Annotated in this window: 22 protein-coding genes; 9 read left to right on the forward strand and 13 right to left on the reverse strand. The window is 40.9% G+C overall.

The window, feature by feature from the left end:
- Positions 1-15: 15 nt before the first annotated feature.
- From MHH31_RS09665 to MHH31_RS09675, 3 genes are all read left to right on the forward strand, one after another.
- The gene (locus MHH31_RS09665) at positions 16-1,893 is read left to right on the forward strand and encodes a prenyltransferase/squalene oxidase repeat-containing protein (RefSeq protein ID WP_058336744.1); all 1,878 of its coding nucleotides are present in this window, start codon (positions 16-18) and stop codon (positions 1,891-1,893) included.
- Positions 1,886-2,707 carry a superoxide dismutase gene (locus tag MHH31_RS09670; protein WP_058336743.1) on the forward strand — a complete coding sequence of 274 codons (822 nt, stop codon included), beginning with the start codon at positions 1,886-1,888 and terminating at the stop codon, positions 2,705-2,707. The genes MHH31_RS09665 and MHH31_RS09670 overlap by 8 nt, the downstream gene beginning before the upstream one ends.
- Before the next feature lie 152 nt (positions 2,708-2,859).
- Positions 2,860-3,810 (forward strand): bile acid:sodium symporter family protein, encoded by a 951-nt coding sequence (locus tag MHH31_RS09675; protein ID WP_061419360.1) that lies wholly within the window; start codon positions 2,860-2,862, stop codon positions 3,808-3,810.
- 31 nt (positions 3,811-3,841) lie between these two features.
- On the opposite strand, the gene odhB is transcribed toward MHH31_RS09675, so the two are convergent.
- From odhB to cdaS, 7 genes are all read right to left on the reverse strand, one after another.
- Positions 3,842-5,098, reverse strand: a complete 1,257-nt coding sequence (odhB, locus tag MHH31_RS09680; protein WP_047946567.1) for a 2-oxoglutarate dehydrogenase complex dihydrolipoyllysine-residue succinyltransferase — start codon at positions 5,096-5,098, stop codon at positions 3,842-3,844.
- A 14-nt stretch (positions 5,099-5,112) separates the two neighbouring features.
- Positions 5,113-7,947, reverse strand: a complete 2,835-nt coding sequence (gene sucA / locus MHH31_RS09685; RefSeq protein WP_035391743.1) for a 2-oxoglutarate dehydrogenase E1 component — start codon at positions 7,945-7,947, stop codon at positions 5,113-5,115.
- A gap of 224 nt (positions 7,948-8,171) precedes the next feature.
- The gene (locus tag MHH31_RS09690; protein ID WP_326241561.1) at positions 8,172-10,088 is read right to left on the reverse strand and encodes a VWA domain-containing protein; all 1,917 of its coding nucleotides are present in this window, start codon (positions 10,086-10,088) and stop codon (positions 8,172-8,174) included.
- Positions 10,089-10,099: 11 nt separating this feature from the next.
- Positions 10,100-10,978 (reverse strand): MoxR family ATPase, encoded by an 879-nt coding sequence (locus MHH31_RS09695; protein ID WP_017359496.1) that lies wholly within the window; start codon positions 10,976-10,978, stop codon positions 10,100-10,102.
- Between the two features lie 89 nt (positions 10,979-11,067).
- Positions 11,068-11,646, reverse strand: a complete 579-nt coding sequence (locus MHH31_RS09700; RefSeq protein WP_008346485.1) for a superoxide dismutase family protein — start codon at positions 11,644-11,646, stop codon at positions 11,068-11,070.
- Positions 11,647-11,723: 77 nt separating this feature from the next.
- Complete coding sequence (locus MHH31_RS09705) at positions 11,724-13,055, reverse strand: peptidoglycan endopeptidase (RefSeq protein WP_024718576.1); 1,332 nt, start codon at positions 13,053-13,055, stop codon at positions 11,724-11,726.
- A gap of 404 nt (positions 13,056-13,459) precedes the next feature.
- A complete protein-coding gene (gene cdaS, locus MHH31_RS09710) occupies positions 13,460-14,086 on the reverse strand; it encodes a sporulation-specific diadenylate cyclase CdaS (protein ID WP_024718575.1) in 627 nt (208 codons plus the stop codon).
- 81 nt (positions 14,087-14,167) lie between these two features.
- Between cdaS and MHH31_RS09715 the strand changes: the two genes are divergently transcribed.
- Together MHH31_RS09715 and MHH31_RS09720 are read left to right on the forward strand one after the other, a co-directional pair.
- Positions 14,168-14,293: a hypothetical protein gene (locus MHH31_RS09715; protein WP_003215647.1), complete on the forward strand. Its 126-nt coding sequence runs from the start codon at positions 14,168-14,170 to the stop codon at positions 14,291-14,293.
- Between the two features lie 59 nt (positions 14,294-14,352).
- On the forward strand, positions 14,353-15,720 hold the full coding sequence (locus MHH31_RS09720; protein ID WP_144679479.1) for an MATE family efflux transporter: 1,368 nt from the start codon (positions 14,353-14,355) through the stop codon (positions 15,718-15,720).
- Between the two features lie 21 nt (positions 15,721-15,741).
- Here the strand turns inward: MHH31_RS09720 and bshB2 are convergent, their stop codons facing one another.
- The 4 genes from bshB2 to rarD all read right to left on the reverse strand — a co-directional run bounded on the left by bshB2 (position 15,742) and on the right by rarD (position 18,042).
- The gene (bshB2, locus tag MHH31_RS09725; protein WP_024718573.1) at positions 15,742-16,407 is read right to left on the reverse strand and encodes a bacillithiol biosynthesis deacetylase BshB2; all 666 of its coding nucleotides are present in this window, start codon (positions 16,405-16,407) and stop codon (positions 15,742-15,744) included.
- 16 nt (positions 16,408-16,423) lie between these two features.
- Positions 16,424-16,774, reverse strand: coding sequence for a YojF family protein (locus tag MHH31_RS09730; protein ID WP_008346474.1), 351 nt, complete (start codon positions 16,772-16,774; stop codon positions 16,424-16,426).
- A complete protein-coding gene (locus tag MHH31_RS09735; RefSeq protein WP_008346472.1) occupies positions 16,771-17,052 on the reverse strand; it encodes a hypothetical protein in 282 nt (93 codons plus the stop codon). The genes MHH31_RS09730 and MHH31_RS09735 overlap by 4 nt, the downstream gene beginning before the upstream one ends.
- A 78-nt stretch (positions 17,053-17,130) precedes the next feature.
- On the reverse strand, positions 17,131-18,042 hold the full coding sequence (gene rarD, locus MHH31_RS09740; RefSeq protein WP_235683752.1) for an EamA family transporter RarD: 912 nt from the start codon (positions 18,040-18,042) through the stop codon (positions 17,131-17,133).
- Positions 18,043-18,128: 86 nt separating this feature from the next.
- Between rarD and MHH31_RS09745 the strand changes: the two genes are divergently transcribed.
- Entirely contained in the window at positions 18,129-18,602 is a 474-nt protein-coding gene (locus MHH31_RS09745; protein ID WP_024718570.1) for a spore gernimation protein GerT, read from the forward strand.
- Between the two features lie 40 nt (positions 18,603-18,642).
- On the opposite strand, the gene MHH31_RS09750 is transcribed toward MHH31_RS09745, so the two are convergent.
- Complete coding sequence (locus MHH31_RS09750) at positions 18,643-18,861, reverse strand: hypothetical protein (RefSeq protein ID WP_217967060.1); 219 nt, start codon at positions 18,859-18,861, stop codon at positions 18,643-18,645.
- A gap of 75 nt (positions 18,862-18,936) precedes the next feature.
- Positions 18,937-19,269: a winged helix-turn-helix transcriptional regulator gene (locus MHH31_RS09755; RefSeq protein ID WP_008346466.1), complete on the reverse strand. Its 333-nt coding sequence runs from the start codon at positions 19,267-19,269 to the stop codon at positions 18,937-18,939.
- Between the two features lie 141 nt (positions 19,270-19,410).
- Here MHH31_RS09755 and MHH31_RS09760 point away from each other — a divergent pair, with 141 nt between their 5' ends.
- The 3 genes from MHH31_RS09760 (at position 19,411) to MHH31_RS09770 (ending at position 21,962) form a co-directional block, all read left to right on the forward strand.
- Positions 19,411-20,028, forward strand: coding sequence for a nitroreductase family protein (locus MHH31_RS09760; protein WP_017359679.1), 618 nt, complete (start codon positions 19,411-19,413; stop codon positions 20,026-20,028).
- A 237-nt stretch (positions 20,029-20,265) separates the two neighbouring features.
- Positions 20,266-20,484, forward strand: coding sequence for a DUF3311 domain-containing protein (locus MHH31_RS09765; RefSeq protein ID WP_017359680.1), 219 nt, complete (start codon positions 20,266-20,268; stop codon positions 20,482-20,484).
- Entirely contained in the window at positions 20,469-21,962 is a 1,494-nt protein-coding gene (locus tag MHH31_RS09770) for a sodium:solute symporter (RefSeq protein ID WP_041507073.1), read from the forward strand. The genes MHH31_RS09765 and MHH31_RS09770 overlap by 16 nt, the downstream gene beginning before the upstream one ends.
- Positions 21,963-21,978 lie beyond the last annotated feature (16 nt).

The raw sequence follows: 21,978 nt of genomic DNA on the forward strand, positions 1-21,978 counted from the left end.
AAGGAGCATGGCCGAATGCAAGATTTTAAAACGAGAGTCAACGAATATATCGATGAACTGCACATGCAGGTAGAACGCAGACAAAGAGAAGATGGCGCATTTATTTTCTGCTTTGAAGGACCTATGATGACAAATGCTTTTTTCATTATGCTGTTAAAAGCCGTTGGTGACCCTGATCAGCAATTGATCCATCAATTGGCCGAAGCAATACATGCCAAACAAAATGAAGATGGTTCCTTTTCTTTGTATCATGACCAGTCGGGACATCTCACAGCTACAGTACAAGGTTATTGCGGCATGCTCGCATCTGGCAGATTTCAAAAAGACGAGCCCCATATGGAAAAAGCAGCACAATATATTCGCTCAAAAGGTGGACTAAAGAGCGTTCATTTTATGACAAAGTGGATGCTTGCCGTAAATGGCATGCACCCTTGGCCCTACTTCTATGCACCTCTTTCTCTTTTACTCATCCCTACTTCTTTTCCGCTGCACTTCTACCACCTTAGTGCCTATGCAAGGATTCATTTTGTACCCATGATGATCGCACTGAACAAACGGTACACCTCTCATGCTACGTTTCCATCATTAGCCCATCTTGATGAAAACATGTCTAAAAATCCATTTGACTGGTTTATGGCAAGAGAAGAACGTTCGACTGATCACTTCCTCATGTATATGCGGTCATATACAGCCCTCGACAGCCGGCTCGACTTTTTCGGATATGAAGCGGCAAAGCGATACATGTTTGACCGTCTTGAAAAAGATGGGACGCTGTATAGTTACTTAAGTGCAACCATCTTTATGGTCTATGCCCTCATGAGCCTTGGGTACTCCCCTGGACATCATCTCATCCAAAAAGCAGTCAGAGGTATGAAAAGGCTCGTCACCTCCTGTCAAGGCAAGATATATGCTGAGAATTCCACCTCGACTGTGTGGGATACAGCGCTTGTCAGTTACGCTTCTCAAAGAACAGGAAGAAAACGAGAAGATCCCATGATCATGAATTCCTTCACCTATTTGCTGGACCGGCAGCAAATGAAGAAAGCGGATTGGGCAGTTCATAACCGTCATGCTGCTCCCGGGGGCTTTGGTTTCTCACATATCAATACGAATAATCCTGATTGTGATGACACGCAAATTGTGTTAAAAGCGATCCCAAAAGAATACGCTCCACTTCAGTGGAAACGAGGATATGACTGGCTTCTCTCCATGCAAAACCGTGATGGCGGCTTTTCTGCTTTTGAAAAAAATCAAGATCACTTTCTACTTCGTCACCTTCCGCTTGAATCTGCGGAGGATGCGGCGATTGATCCGTCAACTCCTGATATTACTGGTCGTGTGCTCCGTTTGATTGGTTTAGAAGAAAAAGATACTGCTTCACCCTCGATTCTCAGGCAAAAAGATCGATGTGTAAAATGGCTCATTGACCACCAAGAGAAAAACGGATCATGGTTTGGCAGATGGGGTGTTTGTTATATTTATGGAACTTGGGCAGCGTTAACAGGACTGAAAGCGGCCGGCGTTCCCTCCTCACACCCTGCTGTGCAAAAAGCGTGCCGTTTTCTAAAGCAGATTCAGCTTGAAGATGGCAGTTTCGGAGAATCGTGTAAAAGTGCAGAACTGAAAACCTATGTCCCGCTTCCCTTTGGCACAGTGGTTCAAACCGCATGGGCGACCGAGGCGCTCCTCCAATATGAGAAAGCAAATAACGCAGCCATTTTGAAAGCTGTCTCCTTTTTAGTGAACCATCACCATACTGAAGAAGCCATGTACTATCCAGTCGGCATTGGACTACCAAAACAATTTTACATCACCTATCATAGCTACCCATTTGTGTTTCCGATGATGGCTTGTTCTACATTTTTAAACGAAATGAGGCGTATACATGAATAAAGAAGAATATCGCTCACAGCTCAAAGAGTGGCTTAGCACCATTCAACATGTGTGGCAAGATGATAAAATTCATCGAAAAGTGGAAAATTTACGACTCAAAATGGAGGAAGATCATTCGAGTGAACAAGAATGGTACGAACTAGCCGAAAGGATTGCAGAAGACATGCAGCCACACGAAGAAGTGCGCGATGTAGCAGCTGGAAATCATCAGTTACCACCACTGCCTTATCGGTATGACGCGCTCGAACCTTATATTTCAAAAGAAATTATGTACTTGCACCATCAAAAGCATCATCAAACTTATGTTAATGGTCTAAATCAAGCTGAACTTGCGCTAAAAAAAGCAAGAAGAACCAACGACTTTACGATGATCAAGCATTGGGAACGTGAACTTGCCTTTCATGGGGCAGGACATTATTTACATTGTATCTTTTGGTTTTCAATGAGTCCTTCAGGAAAAAGAAAACCTACTGGTCAAATGCTTCGTCTCATTGATCAATCATTTGGCAGCTATGAGGCGTTCAAGTCACATTTTTCAGCTGCTGCCAAACAAGTAGAAGGTGTCGGATGGGCGATCCTTGTATGGTCCCCGAGATCTCAGCGTTTAGACATTTTACAAGCAGAGCGCCATCAGTTCCTCTCGCAATGGGACATCATCCCCCTTCTTGCTCTTGATGTGTGGGAGCATGCCTATTACCTCCAATATCGAAATGAGAAGGCGCAATATGTAGACCAGTGGTGGAATGTCGTTGACTGGCGTGAGCCAGAAGCAAGACTAAAACAGGCTCAACAAGTGAAATGGACACCTTTTTGATCGCATACTCCACGTAGTTCATATACTATGTGGTTTTTTTATTAGTTTACATAATAATATTATGAGCGCCAGATGTAAAATCATAGGTTGTTTTTTCAGAAAATTCATTTAAAATAGAAAAGATATGAAAAGAAAGAGAGTTGAATGATAGTATGAAGACCCTTTTACACATTAGTCACTTTGCAGGAAGAACATTTGCTATATGGGTCATTGTCTTTGCTTGTCTAGGCTTTACTTTTCCTGCGACATTTTCTTTGATTGGACCTTATATCCCTTTTTTACTTGGCATTATTATGTTTGGCATGGGGCTGACACTGTCTTCTGAAGATTTTAAAGAGCTTTTTAGAAAGCCTCTTTATGTATTGATAGGGGTTTTAGCGCAGTATACATTAATGCCACTCATTGCATTTTTATTGGCCTATGGGTTACATTTGCCTTCTGAAATCGCTGTCGGTGTCATTCTCGTTGGCTGCTGTCCAGGCGGGACTGCATCCAATGTAATGACCTTTTTGGCGAAAGGAAATACGGCCTTATCCGTTGCCGTGACAACGATCTCGACACTACTTGCTCCCATTTTGACCCCTGTTTTCATTTATATCTTTGCAAAATCTTGGTTATCTGTATCACCGGGTGCTTTGTTTTTGTCGATTGTCCAAGTTGTCTTAATTCCGATTATTTTAGGGGTCATCGTCAAATTGTTTTTTAAAAAACAAGTGACGTATGCTGTACAAGCACTCCCGCTTGTATCTGTTACTGGCATTGTCGCCATCATTGCAGCTGTTGTCAGCGCAAATAAAGAACAGATTCTGCAATCTGGACTGCTTATTTTTGCCGTTGTTGTTTTACATAATGCTCTTGGTCTATTATTGGGTTACCTCATTGCAAAATGGTGTAAAATGGACATTCCTTCTCAACGAGCAATTTCAATAGAAGTAGGGATGCAAAATTCTGGACTTGGCGCAGCCCTTGCAACCGCACATTTTTCTCCACTTGCCGCCGTTCCCAGTGCCATTTTTAGCGTATGGCATAATTTATCTGGCTCTTGGCTGGCAACATTTTGGTCAAAAAGAGGCTACCCAGAAAATAAAGACCAAAAAAGCTAGTACCCTCATCGGTACTAGCTTTTTCTTTCGATTATCCTTCAAGCAATAGCTGTTCAGGATCTTCAAGTAGATTTTTAATCGTGACAAGGAACCCAACAGCTTCTTTACCATCGACAATACGGTGGTCGTATGAAAGAGCTAAATACATCATTGGACGGTTTTCAAAGCGTTCTTCATCAATTGCAACAGGACGAAGCTGAATTTTATGCATACCTAAAATTCCAACTTGAGGACTGTTTAAAATTGGTGTTGAAAGCAGAGAACCAAATGTTCCTCCGTTTGTGATCGTGAATGATCCACCTTGTAATTCATTGAGCGATAATTTGTTATCTCTTGCTTTTTTCGCAAGATGACCGATTTCTTTTTCAATTCCAGCAAATGATAGTCTGTCTGCATCACGGACAACTGGTACCACAAGCCCTTCATTGGCGGCTACAGCAATACCGATGTCATAGAATTTTTTAATGACAAGCTCATCACCTTGAATTTCTGCGTTGAGAAGTGGATATTTTTTAAGTGCTGCTACCACTGCTTTTGTGAAGAAGGACATGAAGCCCAGTTTCACATCGTTTTGTTCAAGGAAGGCATCTTTGCGACGCTTTCTTAGATCCATGACAGCTGTCATATCGACTTCATTAAATGTTGTCAGCATCGCTGCCGTTTGTTGAACTTCAACTAAACGTTTTGCAATGGTTTGTCTGCGGCGTGACATTTTTTCACGCTCAACTGGTTTCCCTGCTTGATCATTTTGCACCGCAGCATTTGCTTTTGGCGCGGCTTTCGGTGCACTTGCAGGAGCTTCATTCTTTTGGTAAGAAGCTACATCCTGCTTTCGTACCCTGCCCAGCGGATCTGCGGTTGGAATCTCAGATAAGTCTAACCCCTTCTCTCTTGCTAGTTTTCTAGCTGCTGGAGAAGCGATCGTTCTGCCATTACCAGATTTCGGCTCTTCTTTTGCTGCCTCTTCTTTTTGTTCAGCTGCTGGTTCTTCTTTCGAAGCTGATGCAGAATCTTGCTCAGGTGCTGGAGCTGCGGACTCGCTTCCGCCAGCTTCACCTGCTGCAATCGTTCCGATGACTTCTCCAACTTGGACAGTGTCACCAGAATCTTTCAGTACTTCTTTTAGAACACCAGATTCTTCAGCTGTCAATTCGACATTGACTTTATCTGTTTCAAGTTCTAACAGGTATTCCCCCTGCTCAACATAATCGCCCGGCTGTTTTAGCCACTGAGCAATTGTTCCTTCCGAGATTGATTCCGCTAATTCAGGTACTTTAATTTCCGCCATTTTTCATTTCCCCCTTAGTTTTTGCGAGTCAAGCTATCAGATACAATTCGTTCTTGTTCTTTTTTATGAACAGTTGGATCACCCTCAGCCGTACTTGAACGTCTTCTGCGGCCGATGTAACGTACTTTCACTTTTTCAGATGCAATTTCACGTAAATATGGCTCAATATATCCCCAAGCGCCCATATTTTGCGGTTCTTCTTGCACCCATACGATTTCTTCTAAGTTCGTCAGTTTTGATAAAATGGCTTTAATATCTTTGGCTGGGAATGGATATAATTGTTCCACTCTCGCAATATGAAGCCAATCTTTTGAGTCTTCCATTTGAGTAAAACGATCACTAATATCGATCGATACCTTCCCGCTCGATAGCACAAGGCGTGTTACTTTTTCATGATCATGCACAAGGCCCGGCTGTTCAAGAACTGGACGGAACTGTCCATCTGTTAGTTCTTGGACTTCGGATAATGTGTTCGGGTTACGAAGCAGACTCTTCGGTGTCATGATGACAAGAGGACGAATCTCTTCACGAAGCAGCATTTTCGCCTGTCTTCTAAGAATATGGAAGTATTGAGCTGCACTTGTCAGGTTCGCAACTGTCCAGTTATTCTCAGCAGCTGATTGCAAGAAGCGTTCTGTTCTTCCACTAGAATGTTCTGGACCTTGTCCTTCATATCCATGTGGCAAGAGCATCACAAGCCCTGACTTTTGTCCCCACTTGGCGCGGCCTGCTGAAATAAATTGATCAAAATACACTTGAGCCGCATTTGCGAAGTCTCCAAATTGAGCTTCCCAAATCACTAATGTTTCAGGAGAATAGACATTATAACCATATTCAAACCCGATGACAGAGCCTTCTGACAGTGGACTATTATGGACTGTAAATGATGCATTTGCATCACTCAGTTCATGAAGAGCAATGAATTCATCTCCCGTTTGACTGTCGTGAAGAACAAGGTTTCTTTGAGCAAATGTGCCTCGCTCAGAATCCTGTCCGGTCATTCGAATTGGTGTACCGTCTTTTAATATAGATGCAAATGCCAGTGCTTCACCAAGTGACCATTCCACTTTGCGATCATCTGTAAACACTTTTGCACGTTTTTCAAGGATCCGCTTTAGCTTACCGAATACTTGGAAGTCTTTCGGCCAGCTAATTAATTCTTCATTCAGCTTTCTTAATACATCAAACTCTACCGATGTATCAACTGCAGGGAAGCCGTTAGATACAGGCTCTGGCAGTTCGATTTCTTGAATCGTATGTTCTTTCTTTGAAGGTACTTTTTTATAAGCTTCTTCAATTTTTGCCGTGACAGCCTGCTCAATTTCTTCTCTTTGTTCTTTTGACAGAAGGCCCTCAGTGACAAGCTTATCTGCGAAGATATTCTTGACCGTTTTGTGCTTTCTGACCGCATCGTACAGCATTGGCTGAGTAGTAGAAGGCTCATCCATTTCGTTATGGCCATATCTGCGGTAGCCAATCAAGTCAATTAAGAAATCCTTTTTAAACCGTTTGCGGTATTCTACCGCCAGCTGAACAGCTGCTAAACAAGCTTCTGGATCGTCTGCATTGACGTGAACAATTGGAATCTCGAAACCTTTTGCAAGGTCACTAGCGTATTTCGTTGAACGAGATTCATTGCTTTCTGTGGTAAATCCAATCATATTGTTGGCAATGATATGGATTGTTCCCCCCACTTGATAGCCGACTAATTGACTTAAATTTAATGTTTCTGCGACAATTCCCTCTCCAGGAAATGCAGCATCCCCATGAATTAAGATGGCTAACGCTTTTTCAACGTCTTGAACTGGATAGCCTTTTTGAGTACGCGATTCTTGAGCTGCACGAGTGCTTCCTTCAATAATCGGGTCAATAAATTCCAAGTGACTTGGGTTATTGGCAAGTGTGACTCTTGCACTCTTTGTATCTTCATCTTTGATTTGGCGGTCAGCACCGAGATGGTATTTTACATCCCCTGTCCATCCGTAGCTGATGCCGATAGAGCCTTCTGATGGTACAAGCTCTTTATTAGGCGCATGCTGGAATTCTGAGAAAATGATCTCATATGGCTTTCCTAACACATGTGCTAATACATTTAAACGGCCTCTATGTGCCATTCCAATGTTAATATTTGAAGTCCCTTGTGTAACAGACTCGGATATAATTTCATCAAGTACTGGAACAAGTGCGTCTAATCCTTCAATAGAAAAACGCTTTTGTCCAACAAATGTTTTATGAAGGAACTGCTCAAATTGCTCGACTTCTGTTAATCTTTTGAGTACAGAAACTAGTTTATCTGCTGGTTTTTTCTTAAATAATTCGCCAGACTCAATAGATTTAGAGAGCCAGTTGCGCTCTTCGAAGTCATGTACGTGATCAAACTCAAATGAAATGGTACGCTTATACGTATTTCTCAAATGGTTAATGGCTTCTATGCCGTTTGAAATGTGTTTAGGTGCATCTGGACTAATAATTGATATTGGAATATTCTTAACGTCTTCTTCAGTTAAACCGTATTCCTTTAATGGAAACAGCTCTTGTAATTCCTTTTCTTTACGAAGAGGATTGACGGAAGCATTTAAATGGCCATACGTTCTGATGTCTTCTGCCAGTTTAACGACTGATGCTATCTTTTGGATTTGTTCAGAAGTAACTACGCTATTTTCTTTTTTCCCAATTTCCTCCTTCATTTCACTCGGTGGTGCACCAAGTTCATCAAATATGCCTCTTATGTCTTCATCAACACTAGTAGGATCCTGGACATATTGATCGTAGAGCTCGAGCACGTAGCCGAGGTTCGGACCATGAAATTCTTCCCAACTCAACGGTTGTTTCACATCATTTTGAAACATTTTGAACACTACCCCCAACTTTGATCATCAAGTGATTGAACACTATCTCGATATAACTTCCAGAACACAATGACCAAATTTATGTAATAAAACGCTTCCAATCATATTCTACCACTGTTTCGGATTACTTTCTACATTCTTTGTTCAATTAAAGATAAAAAATTCAAAGAAAAACAAAAAATTTAAATCATTCCGAAAAATATTTTAAAGAAAGGGGCAAAACCTTATGCCCCAATGCTTTTATGCAGCAATTTCTTGAGTAATGGATATAGCACATCTGGCAATGTATCGACATCCGGTACAAAAATGCTGAACTTGCCATACATATCTTGGATCGTTTTCATCTGCGCCTCTTCAATCGGAGAATTGGATAAAAACACATTGATCACTTCAATTCCCTTTTTTCTCGCTTCGAGAACCGCTTCATGTGTATCCACGATCCCATTTTGTTCGTAGCTGAATGCAGCCGGCTCTCCGTCTGAGAAAACAATGAGGAACTTTTGCTCTTCTCTTCGTTTTAAAATCATTTTTGTCATTTGGCGAATTGCATAGCCATCCCGGTTATCCTCTTCTGGCTCAAGTGACATAATGGATGGGCCTGCGTCAAATAAGGAATCTTTGAACGATACGACGGTGTTAAAGTAGTTCGGCTGACTAGTTTCAGTTGCGTCATTTGTATCTTCCCAGAACCCTACAATTTGATGAGGTACCTGCACTGATTTTAAAGCTTCATGAAACAGAACAATCCCTTTTTTTGTCTCATCCATCTTGTCAAACATACTTGCAGAACAGTCAACTAATAAAGTGAACACAGCATCAATTTGAGAAGATGGCGCTTGTTTTTTATAAAATAGTCGAGGATTGGACTCTGTAAAATAACGAATGAGCTTTTTACTGAGACGTCCTGCATGAAGATCTGTTTTTGGCCATGTTTTTTTATGCTCAAGTGTTTTTTGAATCATTTGTTTTAAGCGTTTCTGATAAGGCTCGATTGCCTTTGCGTGCTGATTGTACACATCTATTTGCTCTGGTGAAGGAGGTTCTGGTGAAATGATGACTGGAAATGCATATTTGTTTTCTTTTCCATTCTCATGCGCATCTGCCCCGCTTTCTTCTCCTTCTGCCTCTTCTAGTGCTTCAAGCTTTGAATAGTCTTTTCGATGGGTTTGTTTGGCTGAACCTTGAACCGTTCCAAGCGCCTGATCTCCATCGTCACCTTCTCTTGCCGCATCTTTACCGAGATCGCTTTTACCACCGTGTTCTAAATCAAATTGAAGGAAACTTTTAGATGGTGCTTCCGTTTCTCTATGCCATACTTCCATATATTCATTATGGATGTCTTCATCCCCCTCTTTTTCCCGATCGACTTTTATATCCTCACTTAATTTTGGCTTTCTTTTGAGGTCATGGAAAAGCGGTTCTTTTGCCGCTTTTTCATAGTCCAATTCTGGGAAGAAAAAGTATGTGTTCAGCATATCCTTTTCAAGGAGCTCATCGAAGCCTTCTGTCAATTCCTTCACAATGATGGCGATATCAGATGTCGAGCGTGCGTCATATACACGTTCAAGACTTGACTCAATAAACGGAATCATTGGATCTATCCGCTCATGAAGGGGTGGAATTTCTTCAAGCGGAGATTCGGCTGTCAGCTTCACGTATATCGCACAAAAGAGTGCATCTGTTAAAATACTGCGCTCTTGGTTAATCGTTAATTGTGTTTTAAAGTGACGTCTGTAAAGCTCTCTTCTCCGTTTAAATACCTTTTTTGTTCCTGGGCGGTCACGTTTAATCCGCTCTTCAATGCGGATATCTTCAAACAGCATAAACAATTGTTTGCACACATCAGGAATGGATAATGTGTGGGCATAGCGAATGATGTCTTCAAATACTGTAAGATCGCTATACACTGTCCCTACTGCTCGCAGGAACACATCACTTTTTAGGCCTGCCATCATATCCTCTTGATGACGATCATCCCAAAAATGGCTGATGAAAATTTTCTTTTCAAACGGTTCATAGTACGATTGAACACCGTATTCAAGCTCCACATCATCACTTTTGGCAAGTGTTTTGGCTAAATCCGTTAATTCCATAAATAGAAATGAATCGATTCTGCTGTCATTAAATTTGATGAATTTCAAAAGTCAGAACCTCACTCGAATAATGTTTGAGCGATATTTCTTACCGCTGCTTTTTCCCGGTCATCTTCTAGCTTCTCTACAATTCCTCGTTCAATTGCACGAAGCGGCGGGATATATTGCGCAAGATCACATGTATCTAACAGTGCGCGAATGGATGCGGCTTCTTCACTGACCTGTCCATTGTGTGCTTGGACGATGAGATCTGATGAGAGCTGTACGAATTGATCGATTAAACGCTCATCCTTTAATACAGATTGAGTGTGCAGTACTTCTTTTAAAATGCCACCGCCAATGTAAGGAACTTCAATGACGACAAAACGGTTTTTCAGCGCTTCATTGAGCGGCACTGTCCCCACATACCCCTCATTGATTGCTGCAATCACGCCAAAGCCTTCTTCTGCTCTAACGACTTCACCTGTAAATGGGTTTGTCATCATTTTTCTGTAATCAAGCACACCGTTTAAAATAGGCAGTGTTTCTGGTTTTGCCATGTTGATTTCATCAATATATAAAAGGTGTCCTTTTTTCATTGCTTTTGTAACGGGTCCTTCAATGAATTCTATAGAAGCAACTTGTCCATCATTATGGATGGTTTTATAGCCAATTAGACTTTCTGCATCAAGGTCAACTGAGCAGTTTACACTGTGCATCGGCTGTTGAAAAAACGCGGATAAAGTTTCTGCTAGTTTTGTTTTACCTGAGCCTGTCGGTCCTTTTAACAGAACATTTTTTCCGAGGGCAAGTGCAATCATGGCATCTTGAATAATAGACGTATCTTGTGATTCATAGCCGCCTGTTCCGATAAGCGGACGAAATTCTTCTTCGAGAACTTTTCCTTTTGCTTCGATCATTGCTTGAATTTCTTCTGGGAGTGCTGGTTGGTTAAACATATATGATTAATTCCTCTCTTCGATCATTTTCCTCACCAAGTATACTAAAAAAACCTTTATGCACTCAATACATAAAGGTTCGTCTTCTGTTATTTTACCATTTCTTTTGTGATGGCTCCGCAAGCAATGCGTTTCCCTGAGTTGCCAGAAGGGTTGCTTAAGTAATCATCTGCTTCTGCATGGATGATGAAACTTCGCCCGTTTTGATCAACCAATTGATTCGGGCCTCCTTTGACCGTCACATTCGGAACATTCACAACGACGTCAATTTGACCATCTGCCCCTACTTCTAAATTAGGCATATCTCCAGCATGATGCCCTTTTGGGTTGTCGAAGCCATGCTCTCTATGGGTCGGATTAAAGTGAGCCCCCGCCGTTTCAAAATCTGGCGTTTCACATATTCCTGTTTCATGAATATGAAAGCCGTGAGGACCTGGCGGCAGTCCTTTCGCTTTCACATGCAGATCCAGCCCATTTTCTGAGGACTCTCTTATTTCAATGCTCCCTATTTTTTGCCCGCTTTCGTTTATGAGTGACGTTGTGACTGGTGCTTGTTTAGGTGCGGCAACTTCTCTTGTTTCTTCTGTCGTTTCTTTTTTCGGCGGTGCATGACATGCTGATGCGGTAAAGATCAAACATATCATGATCATCCACACTGACTTTTTCATTTATGACTGCCCCCTTTTGTTATCAGTATGGACAAACTGATGAGAAGGCAAACAAAAAAAGCCGAAAATCGGCTTTTTTAGAAGAAACGTTTCGCACCTAGATAGGCTTTTTTCCAATAAGGATTGCTTAAGTTTGAAATTCCTACTCCGCTGTCACTTGCATGAAGGAAATCTCCTCCACCTAGGTATAGTCCCATATGAGAAGGACCTGCTTTGTACGTTGTGAAATAAACAAAATCTCCAACTTGTGGTGTGCTGACAGGCGTCATCATATTCCAGTATCCTGCTGTACTCAATCTAGATACTGATGAAACCTTATTAATGAGATAGTAAACAAAGCCGCTGCAATCAAATCCAGCTGGTGTATTGCCGCCCCATCTGTAAGGTATGCCTGTGAGCTTTTTACCTTCTTGAATCATTGTCGTGATTTTCGCATTCATTGGAACGTCATTTTTATTATTGTTGACCGGTGTTGTTGAACCGTTTGACGTAGAACCATTAGATCCAGTTGAACCGGAAGCTGTTCCGTTGATTTTTAATACTTGTCCAATTCTCAGCACATCACTTTTCAAGCTGTTTGCTGTGCGGATTGATTGAACCTGCACCTTAAACTGATTCGCAATTTTCCATAATGAATCACCTGATTTAACCGTATAAGATGTGGTTTTACTACTTGAAGACTGATTGCTGTTTGAAGGCGTGCTAGGTTGAGCAGGTGCTTTCGGCTGACTTGGTTTTGACGTCACCGTTCCTTTTACCTTCAATACTTGATTTGGATAAATCGTATCAGATTTTAGCGAGTTCAATGTTTTAATTTCACCAATCGACATATTTAACGAATTGGCAATTTTCCAAAGTGAATCGCCTAATTTCACTTTATATGTACTAGATGCTGACGACGAACTATTAGAATTCGTTGATTTGTTACTTGAGCTAGAATTAGATGTTGAGTTTGAATTTGAGGACTGGCTGCCGCTCGTTTTCGCTGTTCCAGACACTTTCAGCTTTTGTCCAGGACGAATGAGGTCACTGTTTAAGCTGTTCAAACTTTTCAAACTTGCAACTGACATTTTGTGATTCTTCGCAATCAGCCATAATGAATCCCCAAGCTTGACTGTATAGCTAGATGTTGTTGAAGCACTTGATTTCGTTGCTTTTGAACTTGTTGATGAGCTGGATTTTGAACTTTTTGCACTAGGAATCTTTAAGCTTTGTCCTGCAAAAATCATCGTCGTTTTTAATTGATTAAGAGATTGAAGTTCCGAAATACTTGTGTTGTACTGTTCGGCAATCTTCCAAAGTGAGTCACCGCTTTTCACCTTGATCGTCTGTGCTTCTGCCGGTGCAGCAATAACAGCTGAGCCTGCGATCGCTGAAACTGTGAGGCCGGTTACTACTTTTTTCTTCATAGATGAATCTCCGCCTTTCATGATTTCGTACCATAAGACTTATGTACTAGTTTTGAGTTTAGCATTTAATGGTTCTGCTTCTCTTGCACTATTTTATCTTTATTTCTATAATATTACTCGACATGAAGACGTTGGGCAATACTAAATAGGTTTTAGAGCAGCAAACTCAAAATGCTAAAACAAAGCCATATCGTTTCTATCGGCTGTTTGCTGTATTTATAAACATTTTTTAAGGAATTTTTAAGTTGACGTTTAGAAATTTGTCAAAACAAGCACGTTGCTAGTTTCATAGTTCTATTCTACATGACAAATTTTTCTGTATCAAATGACTTTTTACTTAATTGCCTGTTTTTTCTCCTCAATAAAAAAAGCACCCTTCCCCATGAAGAATGCTGTGTTCATGTTTACTTTCTGATTTCTTGATCTTTTACAGTTAACGGATAGAGGACGCCTTCTTTCGCAAACGACATTTTCCCTGTTTCTTCTGATACAACAAGAACAAGGGCATCAGTCATGCCAGAAAGTCCAATAGCTGCCCGGTGTCTTGTGCCTAGAGAAGGGCTGACTTTTTTCGAGGTGAGCGGTAGGACGTTTGCAGCGGAAACAAGCGTGTTTTCTTTCACTAAAAGGGCGCCATCATGAAGTGGGTTTCCAGGATAGAAAATGCTTTCTATTAATGATGCGCTAATTTTCGCATGGAGGTTTGTCCCTTTTTGTATATAATCCTCCACCTCATCTCTCCTTTGAATCACAATCAGTGCGCCATGCTTTTGTTTTGATAAGTTCTCAATGGCTAAAGAAAATTGAGCAAAACCTGGTGTGAATTCTTCCATATATGCTTGTAAATAAAATGAGGAAGCCTCTGCATGCATTTCATTAAACTGATCATGCAATGATTCGAGTTCACAAAGAAGGCATTGTTCCGTCTGGTCAAGCGAATCGACGATTTTCCTTGCATCCATCATAATTTGCGTTAAATGAGATTTCATTTCTAACTTAAACATCGCTTCTTCATTTGTGCGATTGATCATCTCACCATGTCCCTCCTTCTTTCGCTTGTGTCATAAAATAACAAATTGTGCACATTCTATTTGTATGGAGGTGAATTCAATATGACCATTCAAAAAGTGATTCAATATGCTTGCAGCATTTTAGGTGTTGTCAGTCTTTCTTTTATTTATGCCCAAATGTTCAAAAAAACGAAGCCCTCAAAGAAAAATAATCCGACGGAGAATTGATTTTTTTACATAGCGTGATATAATTCCTCTCGTTATTTCTGTTCAGAGAGGAACTTATGATGAGAGAAACGAATAGTATTCGAGCAAAGTTGGCACAATTTTTAACCATATTGATTCCGATTTTAATTACACAAGCAGGTCTTTCGCTCATCACATTTTTAGACACGGTGATGTCTGGAAAAGTGAGTGCAGAAGACCTAGCAGGTGTAGCCATCGGTTCGAGCATTTGGACACCTGTTTATACTGGTCTCGCTGGTATTTTAATGGCTGTTACCCCTATAGTGGCTCAGCTGATGGGCGGCGGTCGCAGGGAAGACGTTCCTCGTGCAGTCTTTCAGGCCATTTATTTATCTTTTCTTTTAAGTATCGTGGTGATTGTCATTGGATCGTTGTGTGTTCCTTTTATTTTAGGGAGACTTGGGCTTGAACCATCCGTAGAAACCATTGCCCGTCATTTTCTCAGCTTCCTTGCTATTGGGATCATCCCGCTTTTTGGTTATTCAGTCATGAGATCTTTCATTGATGCATTAGGAAAAACACGTGTGACGATGTTCATTACGTTAACCGCACTTCCTATTAATTTTGTTTTAAATTATCTCTTTATTTTTGGAAACTTTGGGTTTCCAAAGCTTGGCGGTGCAGGGGCAGGTCTTGCATCTGCGCTGACGTATTGGGCGATTTTCATCATGAGTATTTGTATTGTCATCAAAGCCGAACCGTTTGCATCCTTTCGGTTGTTTCAGACATTACCTCGTTTTAACGTCTCCCGAATGGGTCAAATACTGAAAATCGGTATCCCTATTGGGTTTGCGATCTTTTTTGAAACAAGTATTTTTGCAGCTGTCACGCTCTTAATGGGTCACTTTGATACCGTGACAATCGCCAGTCACCAAGCAGCGATGAACTTTGCTTCTATTTTATATATCCTGCCGCTTAGTATCTCAATGGCTTTAACGATTGTTGTAGGTTTTGAAGCCGGTGCCATGCGTTATAAAGACGCAAAAAGCTACAGCTATATTGGTATTGCAACAGCTGTTTTGTTCTCATTATGTACCGCAGCACTCATCTTGTTATTTAGACCTGAGATCGCTGGTTTATATACAACTGAATCAGCTGTTTTACAAATGACACAGCACTTTTTGATGTATGCGATCTTTTTCCAGCTGTCTGATGCGATCGCTGCACCCATTCAAGGGGCTCTGCGCGGCTATAAAGATGTGAATTATACACTGATTGCTGCGTTTGTCTCTTACTGGGTCATCGGCCTTCCAGCTGGCTACTTGATTGGCACGTATACCTCATTTGGAGCGTTTGGTTATTGGATTGGTCTGATTACTGGGCTTGCCGCAGGTGCCATCGTCCTATTTGTTCGTCTCAGGTTGATTGAAAGACGTATGCATTCTGATACAACAGGAAAAGGCAGCTGACTGAAGTCAGCTGCCTTTCATTTAGTCATTCCATTGATACGTCCAGAAAATTTCTTCATCAAACCATTTTTGGACAACTGGTTCTTTGTTTTTCAACTTTTGTTCAAGCTCTCTTAGCATGCCTTCTGTTTGTGTTCTATGCGCTCTTAGTGCATTTAATTTGATATCGGCTACATCCGTAATATCAATCACAATATCGGCATTTCCTAGCACTTCTTCTCGATTTTTCGTAATGGCCATGCAGTATGTGACGGGACGGTCTTCTTTTTTCTTGCGGTATAGAGCACGAATAACCGCTTCACCTGTCGCGTCATGATCAGGGTGTACACCATGACCTGGATAAAATGTGACAATAAGTGTTGGTTTCACTTCATCAATAATACTTTCCATCACATCCGCTAAATACTCATCATCTTCAAATTCCAACGTTTTATCCCGAAGACCAAGCATTCGCAAGTCTGTGACATCCATTTCTTTACATGCATTGATTAATTCCTGTTTTCTTAATTCAGGAAGTGTCTCACGGTTAGCATATGTTGGACTTCCCATATTTCTTCCCATTTCTCCAAGTGTCCCGCATGCATACGTCACTGGAATTCCACGTTTTCTGCTTTGCGCGATGAGCCCTGCGACCCCGAAGGATTCATCGTCGGGGTGAGGCAGCATCACAAGTACATGTTCGTTCATCACTGTTCCCTCTCTCCTACACCTGAAATGGTGTTTCACTAATTTGTAATGAGATCGCTAGTTTTCCGTCTGGCAGGTGTCCTGCTAACAGCAGGCGGCCTTGTTCATCAAACACGTAATCGGTTAAACCTTCTGCGTAAATCCAGCCATCTTCTGTTTTCATCCCGACACGGTATGGACCTTGTCCTTTTATTTTTGCCTGTGAATAAACGACTTTTGCGTTGCGGATATACGCCACGACCGTCATATTTTGCTCATTCACATGAGCTGAATAAGAACCAGTTGTCGTTTCAAGATGAACGAAGACTGGCCGATTTAAAAACGATTCAAGATGTGCTGTGACATCTTCCGTTTGAATTGGTTTCATGAGTGGTTCCTTCCTTCATTTTGAATTAGTTCTCGCAGCTTTTTTGTATGTAAGCTGATCAGCTGTAGTTGATGACCCTGCTCAATCGTGCTTTCTAAAATTCTTTCCACAGCGAGTACATACTTTTGATGCAATGACTTTCTTGCGCGAGGATGGGTGCGTGCATCAAGCAAATCATCTCGTATCGCCTCGTGTAATGAAGTCATATCCACTACATCAAGCTGCCGATTTTTCCATAAAGATTGATAAGCGTGTGCAAGCTCATCGACTGATGACATGTGATCACCTCTACAGTTTTGGTAACAACTTATTATGACATGATCCGCCTGCAAAAAAAAGCAAACTGCTTCGTCTCTTTAATGAGAATTCGCTGTTTTTTTCATTCGGAGTTGAGAGGTTGTAAATAGTAAAATCGCCACCCAAATACAGAGGAATGTCACGATTTTTGCTGCAGATAAGTGTTCGTGATACACAAATAGCCCCAAAAAGAGTGTAATGGTCGGTGCAATATACTGCAAAATACCAACTTGGTATAAAGGAATTCTTTTGGCTCCTTCAGAAAATAAAAGAAGCGGTACAGCTGTAAAGACACCTGCAAAAAATAATAGCCCAAGAGAGCCGAAGCTGCTCGGATTCATCGTGACAACAGGTTCTTTTAAGAAGAAGAATAAGTAAACAAGCGCAGCTGGTGCAAGAAGCAGTGTTTCAATGGTTAATCCAATGGCACTCGTAAAACTCATTCTTTTTTTAATCAGTCCATAAAACCCAAAACTAAAAGCCAATACGAAAGCCACGACAGGAAATGAGCCGTACTGAACAGTTGAGATGATGACCCCAGCTGCAGCAATGAGAATGGCGGTGGTTTGCATTTTATTCAGTCGTTCTTTTAAGAAAATGATGCCTAGTAAAACTGATACAAGCGGATTAATATAATACCCTAAACTCGCTTCCAGCATAAGATCGTGATTTACAGCCCAAATGTATACATACCAGTTGACCGAAATTAAAATAGCCGATAAAAGTAATGAAAAAAGTGCTTTTCCATCTATCATCAGACCTTTCACAGTCTGCATCGCTGGACGGACTTGCTTTAAATATAAAAGAATACCGCACATAAAAATAAAGGACCATACTATTCTGTGCGCTAAAATTTCGCCTGACGAAATATGCTCCATCAGTTTCCAATATAATGGGAACAATCCCCATAATGTAAAAGATGCAGCCGTATATAAGGCACCTTTTGATTGTTGTTCGTTCAATCTAACCATTCCTTTCTAAACCTATCGTATATTATAGCACGCACATCACTTTATGGGCATATACTAATTCAGGGCATTTAGAAAGGATGATTTGCATGTTTGACTGGAACCGATTATTTCCTTTTCAAAAGCAATTTTCAAAAGAAGCGTTAAAAAATTCAGATCCTAAAGACGTTGAGCAATATGTCAATCAAGTCATGGAAAGTGTTTTCGGCTCCAATTATTCTGCTCAATTCCCCTTTCAGGATCCGCTGTCTCAGCAGCAGAAAACAAGAGAGACAGACGATAAAAAAAAGAAAGAGCCGAATGTTGAAGTATTTGAGACGACAGATCACGTGTTTGTCAAAATAGAGCTAGATCGTCCGAACACGGAAAAAGTAAAAATCAAACATACAGCCAATCTGCTGTTTATTGATCATTTTCCTGAAGAGAATAAACAAAAGAAGGTTGTCCTGCCTGCTGCTGTGAAAAGAAAAGGAACGAAGGCTTCGTATCAAGATGGTATTTTAGAAATTATGTTTTTAAAGCATGATGATCCAGGCATTTCTGAAATTGATATTCCATTATAAAAAGCCTGCTTTGAAATGGAAGCAGGCTTACTCTTTTTTCTTAATAATATGGTGGATATCCGCCGCCATAAGGTGGTGGAACAGGCGGTGGTGGTGGCGGGTAATATGGACGAGGATAATTAAAAATCGCACTTCCTAGAAATCCGCCAAGCAGTCCGCCGACTAAAGGAGCGCCAAAACCAAAAAACAAAGGGACTCTAGATTCATATGGCGGAATGCTAGGGGCACCGCCTCGAAAATACGGAGTATGAGGGTACATGCTTTTCTCCTCCTTTGTCATGTGCCTAACATCAGCATATTCATTAGGAGACAAAACGTTTGGGCAAACCTAAAACTAGGCTTGCTCCTTTTTTACATGAGATCCAGCATACTCCCCTGCCCAGCGCGATACTTCTCCGAACACACCATGTAATGCACTCCCTTTTTCGGTTAGACAATAGATGACTTTGACTGGCGTTTCAGGAAGTACAGTGCGCTTTATGATTCCTTCTTGCTCAAGCTCTTTTAAGCGTTCTGCGAGCATTTTTTGACTGATGGATGGAATAATGTCCGTCAGGTCTTTAAACCGCTTCGGACCATCAAGCAATACATGAATGATGAGACCATTCCACCTTTTGCCAAGAAGCAAAAAAGCTTGCTGAATGTTTGGACATAATTGAAATTCCATATATTTCAGCCTTTCTTTTCATAATCGTTTGACAAACTAACGGTGTACAATTTAAAATATATCTCTAGTTACAATAAGTAAGTTTCTCACTTTTTTATTTATTGTACCATACTATTTGCAAAAACGGGAGGAAATATCCATATGGCGAGCGATCAAAAAACGATTGACATTTTAAAAGAAAGAGCTTCAGTAAAAGAGTATGATACAACTCATGAAATGACAAAAGAAGAGTTAACAGAGCTTCTTGATATCACAACAAAAGCACCATCTGCTTGGAACCTTCAGCATTGGCATTTCACTGTTTTCCATAGTGCTGAATCAAAAGCAAAACTTCTTCCAATTGCTTACAACCAAAAACAAGTCTCACAAGCATCAGCTGTGATTGCTGTGCTAGGTGACCTTGAAGCCAATCTAAAGGGTGAAAAAATCTACAGTGAGCTAGCAGAACAAGGCTTCATCACAGAAGATATTAAAGAAACACTGATGACGCAAATCAATGGTGCTTACCAAAGCGAGCAATATGCACGTGAAGCTGCGTATTCAAACGCTTCGTTAGCTGCTATGCAGTTAATGATTGCGGCGAAAGCAATGGGATATGATACATGCGCAATGGGCGGTTTCAGCAAAGAAGCGTACGTGAAAGAATTCAATGTGAGTGGTCGATACGAACCAGTGATGTTGATTTCTGTCGGGAAAGCAGCAAAAGAAGCTCACAAAAGCAATCGTTTTGACATCGAAGAAGTATCTGATTTTCTATAAAAAACGGCACAGTCTCAGCGTCATGCTGGGGCTTTTTTATTTGCTCTAAATATTATTTTTCCATACTTATTTTCAAGTCTTCCTTTCTCATTCATCAGTATTTACCTCTTTTTAAAAATGAAAGCGTTATATTAGTATGATATTCATAAAAATGATTGTTTTTTCTGAAAATGGTCTTGTGATCTAATCTGACAACTGCTATTATTATGAAATTACAAAATATTAGAGGAGGAAAACATGAACAAAAAACTGATACTGGCGCTACTCATCGCGATTCCATTCATAGGACAGCTTGCACTGCTCCCCTTTGTGAATCGTATTCATCCATTTGTCATCGGGCTGCCTTTTTTCCACTTCTGGCTCTTACTATGGATTGTACTCACACCCGTTTGCACATTTATCATTTACAGGATGCAACATTCAAATGGAGGAACTGACGAATGCAAGGAAACTTAACAGCTTTATTGATTACTGCAAGTATCATTTTCATCGTCGTGGTCATCGGTTTTGCCGCTGGTCGTGATAAATCATCAAGACAATCAGTCGAAGAATGGTCTGTTGGCGGGAGAAAATTTGGCGGGCTTCTCGTCTGGTTCCTTGTTGGCGCAGACTTATATACTGCTTATACCTTTTTAGGGCTCACAAGTACAGCTTATACAGCAGGAAGTGTTGCTTTTTTCGCTATCCCCTATTCCGTTCTTGCTTATTTTATTGCGTATTTCTTCTTACCAAAACTTTGGACGGTTGCAAAAAATCACAAGCTGACAACACTTGCTGATTATGCACGTGAGCGATTTGACAGTAAACTGTTATCCAGTTTGATTGCCATTGTTGGTGTACTTATGCTCATTCCATACATTTGTCTTCAGCTAAGCGGGATTCAAGATACGTTAACTGTCGCTGGAACGAGTTATATTAATGTGAATGCAGTTGTTATGATTTCATTTATTTTAGTTGCACTTTATACATTTTTCAGTGGTATTAAAGGTCCTACATATACAGCCATTATTAAAGATATTCTTGTTTGGGTGATCATGCTCTTTATGGTCGTTTCCCTCCCGATTATTCATTTTAACGGCTGGACACCAATGATGAATACGTTAGCTAAGGAAGCTCCACAGCTTCTGACGATTCCTGAAAGCGGCCCTAAAGGCATTTTGTGGTTTATTACCGCATCAGGTGTTTCTGCACTCGCATTATTTATGTGGGCTCATGCAGCAACTGGTGTTTTCACAGCCAAAAGCGCAGATGCCATCCGTAAAAACAGTATGTTTTTACCTCTTTACAACATTGTATTGATTTTGGTCATCTTCCTTGGCTTCATTGCCTTTTTAGTCTTACCGGAAGATACAAATCCAAGATTTGCTCTTCTTCATTTAATTCAGACGTCATATGGCGGCGTGATGCAGGGGCTTGCGTATTCAACGATTGCACTTGCTTCTCTCATTCCATGTTCGATCATGGCCATTGGGGCATCGAATTTATTTGCCAATAATTTGTACCGTGATTTAATCCATCCAAATGTGTCACCTAAACGGTTAACGATCATTACACGTTCGATGGTATTTATCGTGATCGGTCTTGCTCTTTTATTCGGAATGCTGTTCCCGACTGCGCTTGTCACGCTTCAGCTGATCGGTGTTTCTGGAATGGTTCAAATTTTCCCAGCCATTGCCATCAGCTTGTTCTGGAAAAAACAATCGAGAGAAGCAACGATTGCAGGGCTCATCGTAGGAATTATCGTGACCTTTACAGCGAATATGACACAAATGACATTCGGCCTTTATGAAGGCTTTCTCGGTTTACTAGCAAACGTTGTGGTCATCCTGATTTTGAATCCATTCTTCCAGAAGAATGTCACATCTAATTCTGTGACAAGTGATTTGTTTGAAAAGAATGGGAAAACAACGGAACCTGTGGCTAACAAAGCGTAACACAAGAAAAAAGCAG

The organism is Bacillus sp. FSL K6-1033 (genome assembly GCF_038630765.1).
Lineage (GTDB): Bacteria > Bacillota > Bacilli > Bacillales > Bacillaceae > Bacillus > Bacillus altitudinis.

Coding starts and splice junctions, on each gene's coding strand:
- MHH31_RS09665 (WP_058336744.1), top strand. CDS start 16: ATGCAAGATTTTAAAACGAGAGTCAACGAATATATCGATGAACTGCAC.
- MHH31_RS09670 (WP_058336743.1), top strand. CDS start 1,886: ATGAATAAAGAAGAATATCGCTCACAGCTCAAAGAGTGGCTTAGCACC.
- MHH31_RS09675 (WP_061419360.1), top strand. CDS start 2,860: ATGAAGACCCTTTTACACATTAGTCACTTTGCAGGAAGAACATTTGCT.
- odhB (WP_047946567.1), bottom strand. CDS start 5,098: ATGGCGGAAATTAAAGTACCTGAATTAGCGGAATCAATCTCGGAAGGA.
- sucA (WP_035391743.1), bottom strand. CDS start 7,947: ATGTTTCAAAATGATGTGAAACAACCGTTGAGTTGGGAAGAATTTCAT.
- MHH31_RS09695 (WP_017359496.1), bottom strand. CDS start 10,978: ATGTTTAACCAACCAGCACTCCCAGAAGAAATTCAAGCAATGATCGAA.
- MHH31_RS09700 (WP_008346485.1), bottom strand. CDS start 11,646: ATGAAAAAGTCAGTGTGGATGATCATGATATGTTTGATCTTTACCGCA.
- MHH31_RS09705 (WP_024718576.1), bottom strand. CDS start 13,055: ATGAAGAAAAAAGTAGTAACCGGCCTCACAGTTTCAGCGATCGCAGGC.
- cdaS (WP_024718575.1), bottom strand. CDS start 14,086: ATGATCAATCGCACAAATGAAGAAGCGATGTTTAAGTTAGAAATGAAA.
- MHH31_RS09715 (WP_003215647.1), top strand. CDS start 14,168: ATGACCATTCAAAAAGTGATTCAATATGCTTGCAGCATTTTAGGTGTT.
- MHH31_RS09720 (WP_144679479.1), top strand. CDS start 14,353: ATGAGAGAAACGAATAGTATTCGAGCAAAGTTGGCACAATTTTTAACC.
- bshB2 (WP_024718573.1), bottom strand. CDS start 16,407: ATGAACGAACATGTACTTGTGATGCTGCCTCACCCCGACGATGAATCC.
- MHH31_RS09730 (WP_008346474.1), bottom strand. CDS start 16,774: ATGAAACCAATTCAAACGGAAGATGTCACAGCACATCTTGAATCGTTT.
- MHH31_RS09735 (WP_008346472.1), bottom strand. CDS start 17,052: ATGTCATCAGTCGATGAGCTTGCACACGCTTATCAATCTTTATGGAAA.
- rarD (WP_235683752.1), bottom strand. CDS start 18,042: ATGGTTAGATTGAACGAACAACAATCAAAAGGTGCCTTATATACGGCT.
- MHH31_RS09745 (WP_024718570.1), top strand. CDS start 18,129: ATGTTTGACTGGAACCGATTATTTCCTTTTCAAAAGCAATTTTCAAAA.
- MHH31_RS09750 (WP_217967060.1), bottom strand. CDS start 18,861: ATGTACCCTCATACTCCGTATTTTCGAGGCGGTGCCCCTAGCATTCCG.
- MHH31_RS09755 (WP_008346466.1), bottom strand. CDS start 19,269: ATGGAATTTCAATTATGTCCAAACATTCAGCAAGCTTTTTTGCTTCTT.
- MHH31_RS09760 (WP_017359679.1), top strand. CDS start 19,411: ATGGCGAGCGATCAAAAAACGATTGACATTTTAAAAGAAAGAGCTTCA.
- MHH31_RS09765 (WP_017359680.1), top strand. CDS start 20,266: ATGAACAAAAAACTGATACTGGCGCTACTCATCGCGATTCCATTCATA.
- MHH31_RS09770 (WP_041507073.1), top strand. CDS start 20,469: ATGCAAGGAAACTTAACAGCTTTATTGATTACTGCAAGTATCATTTTC.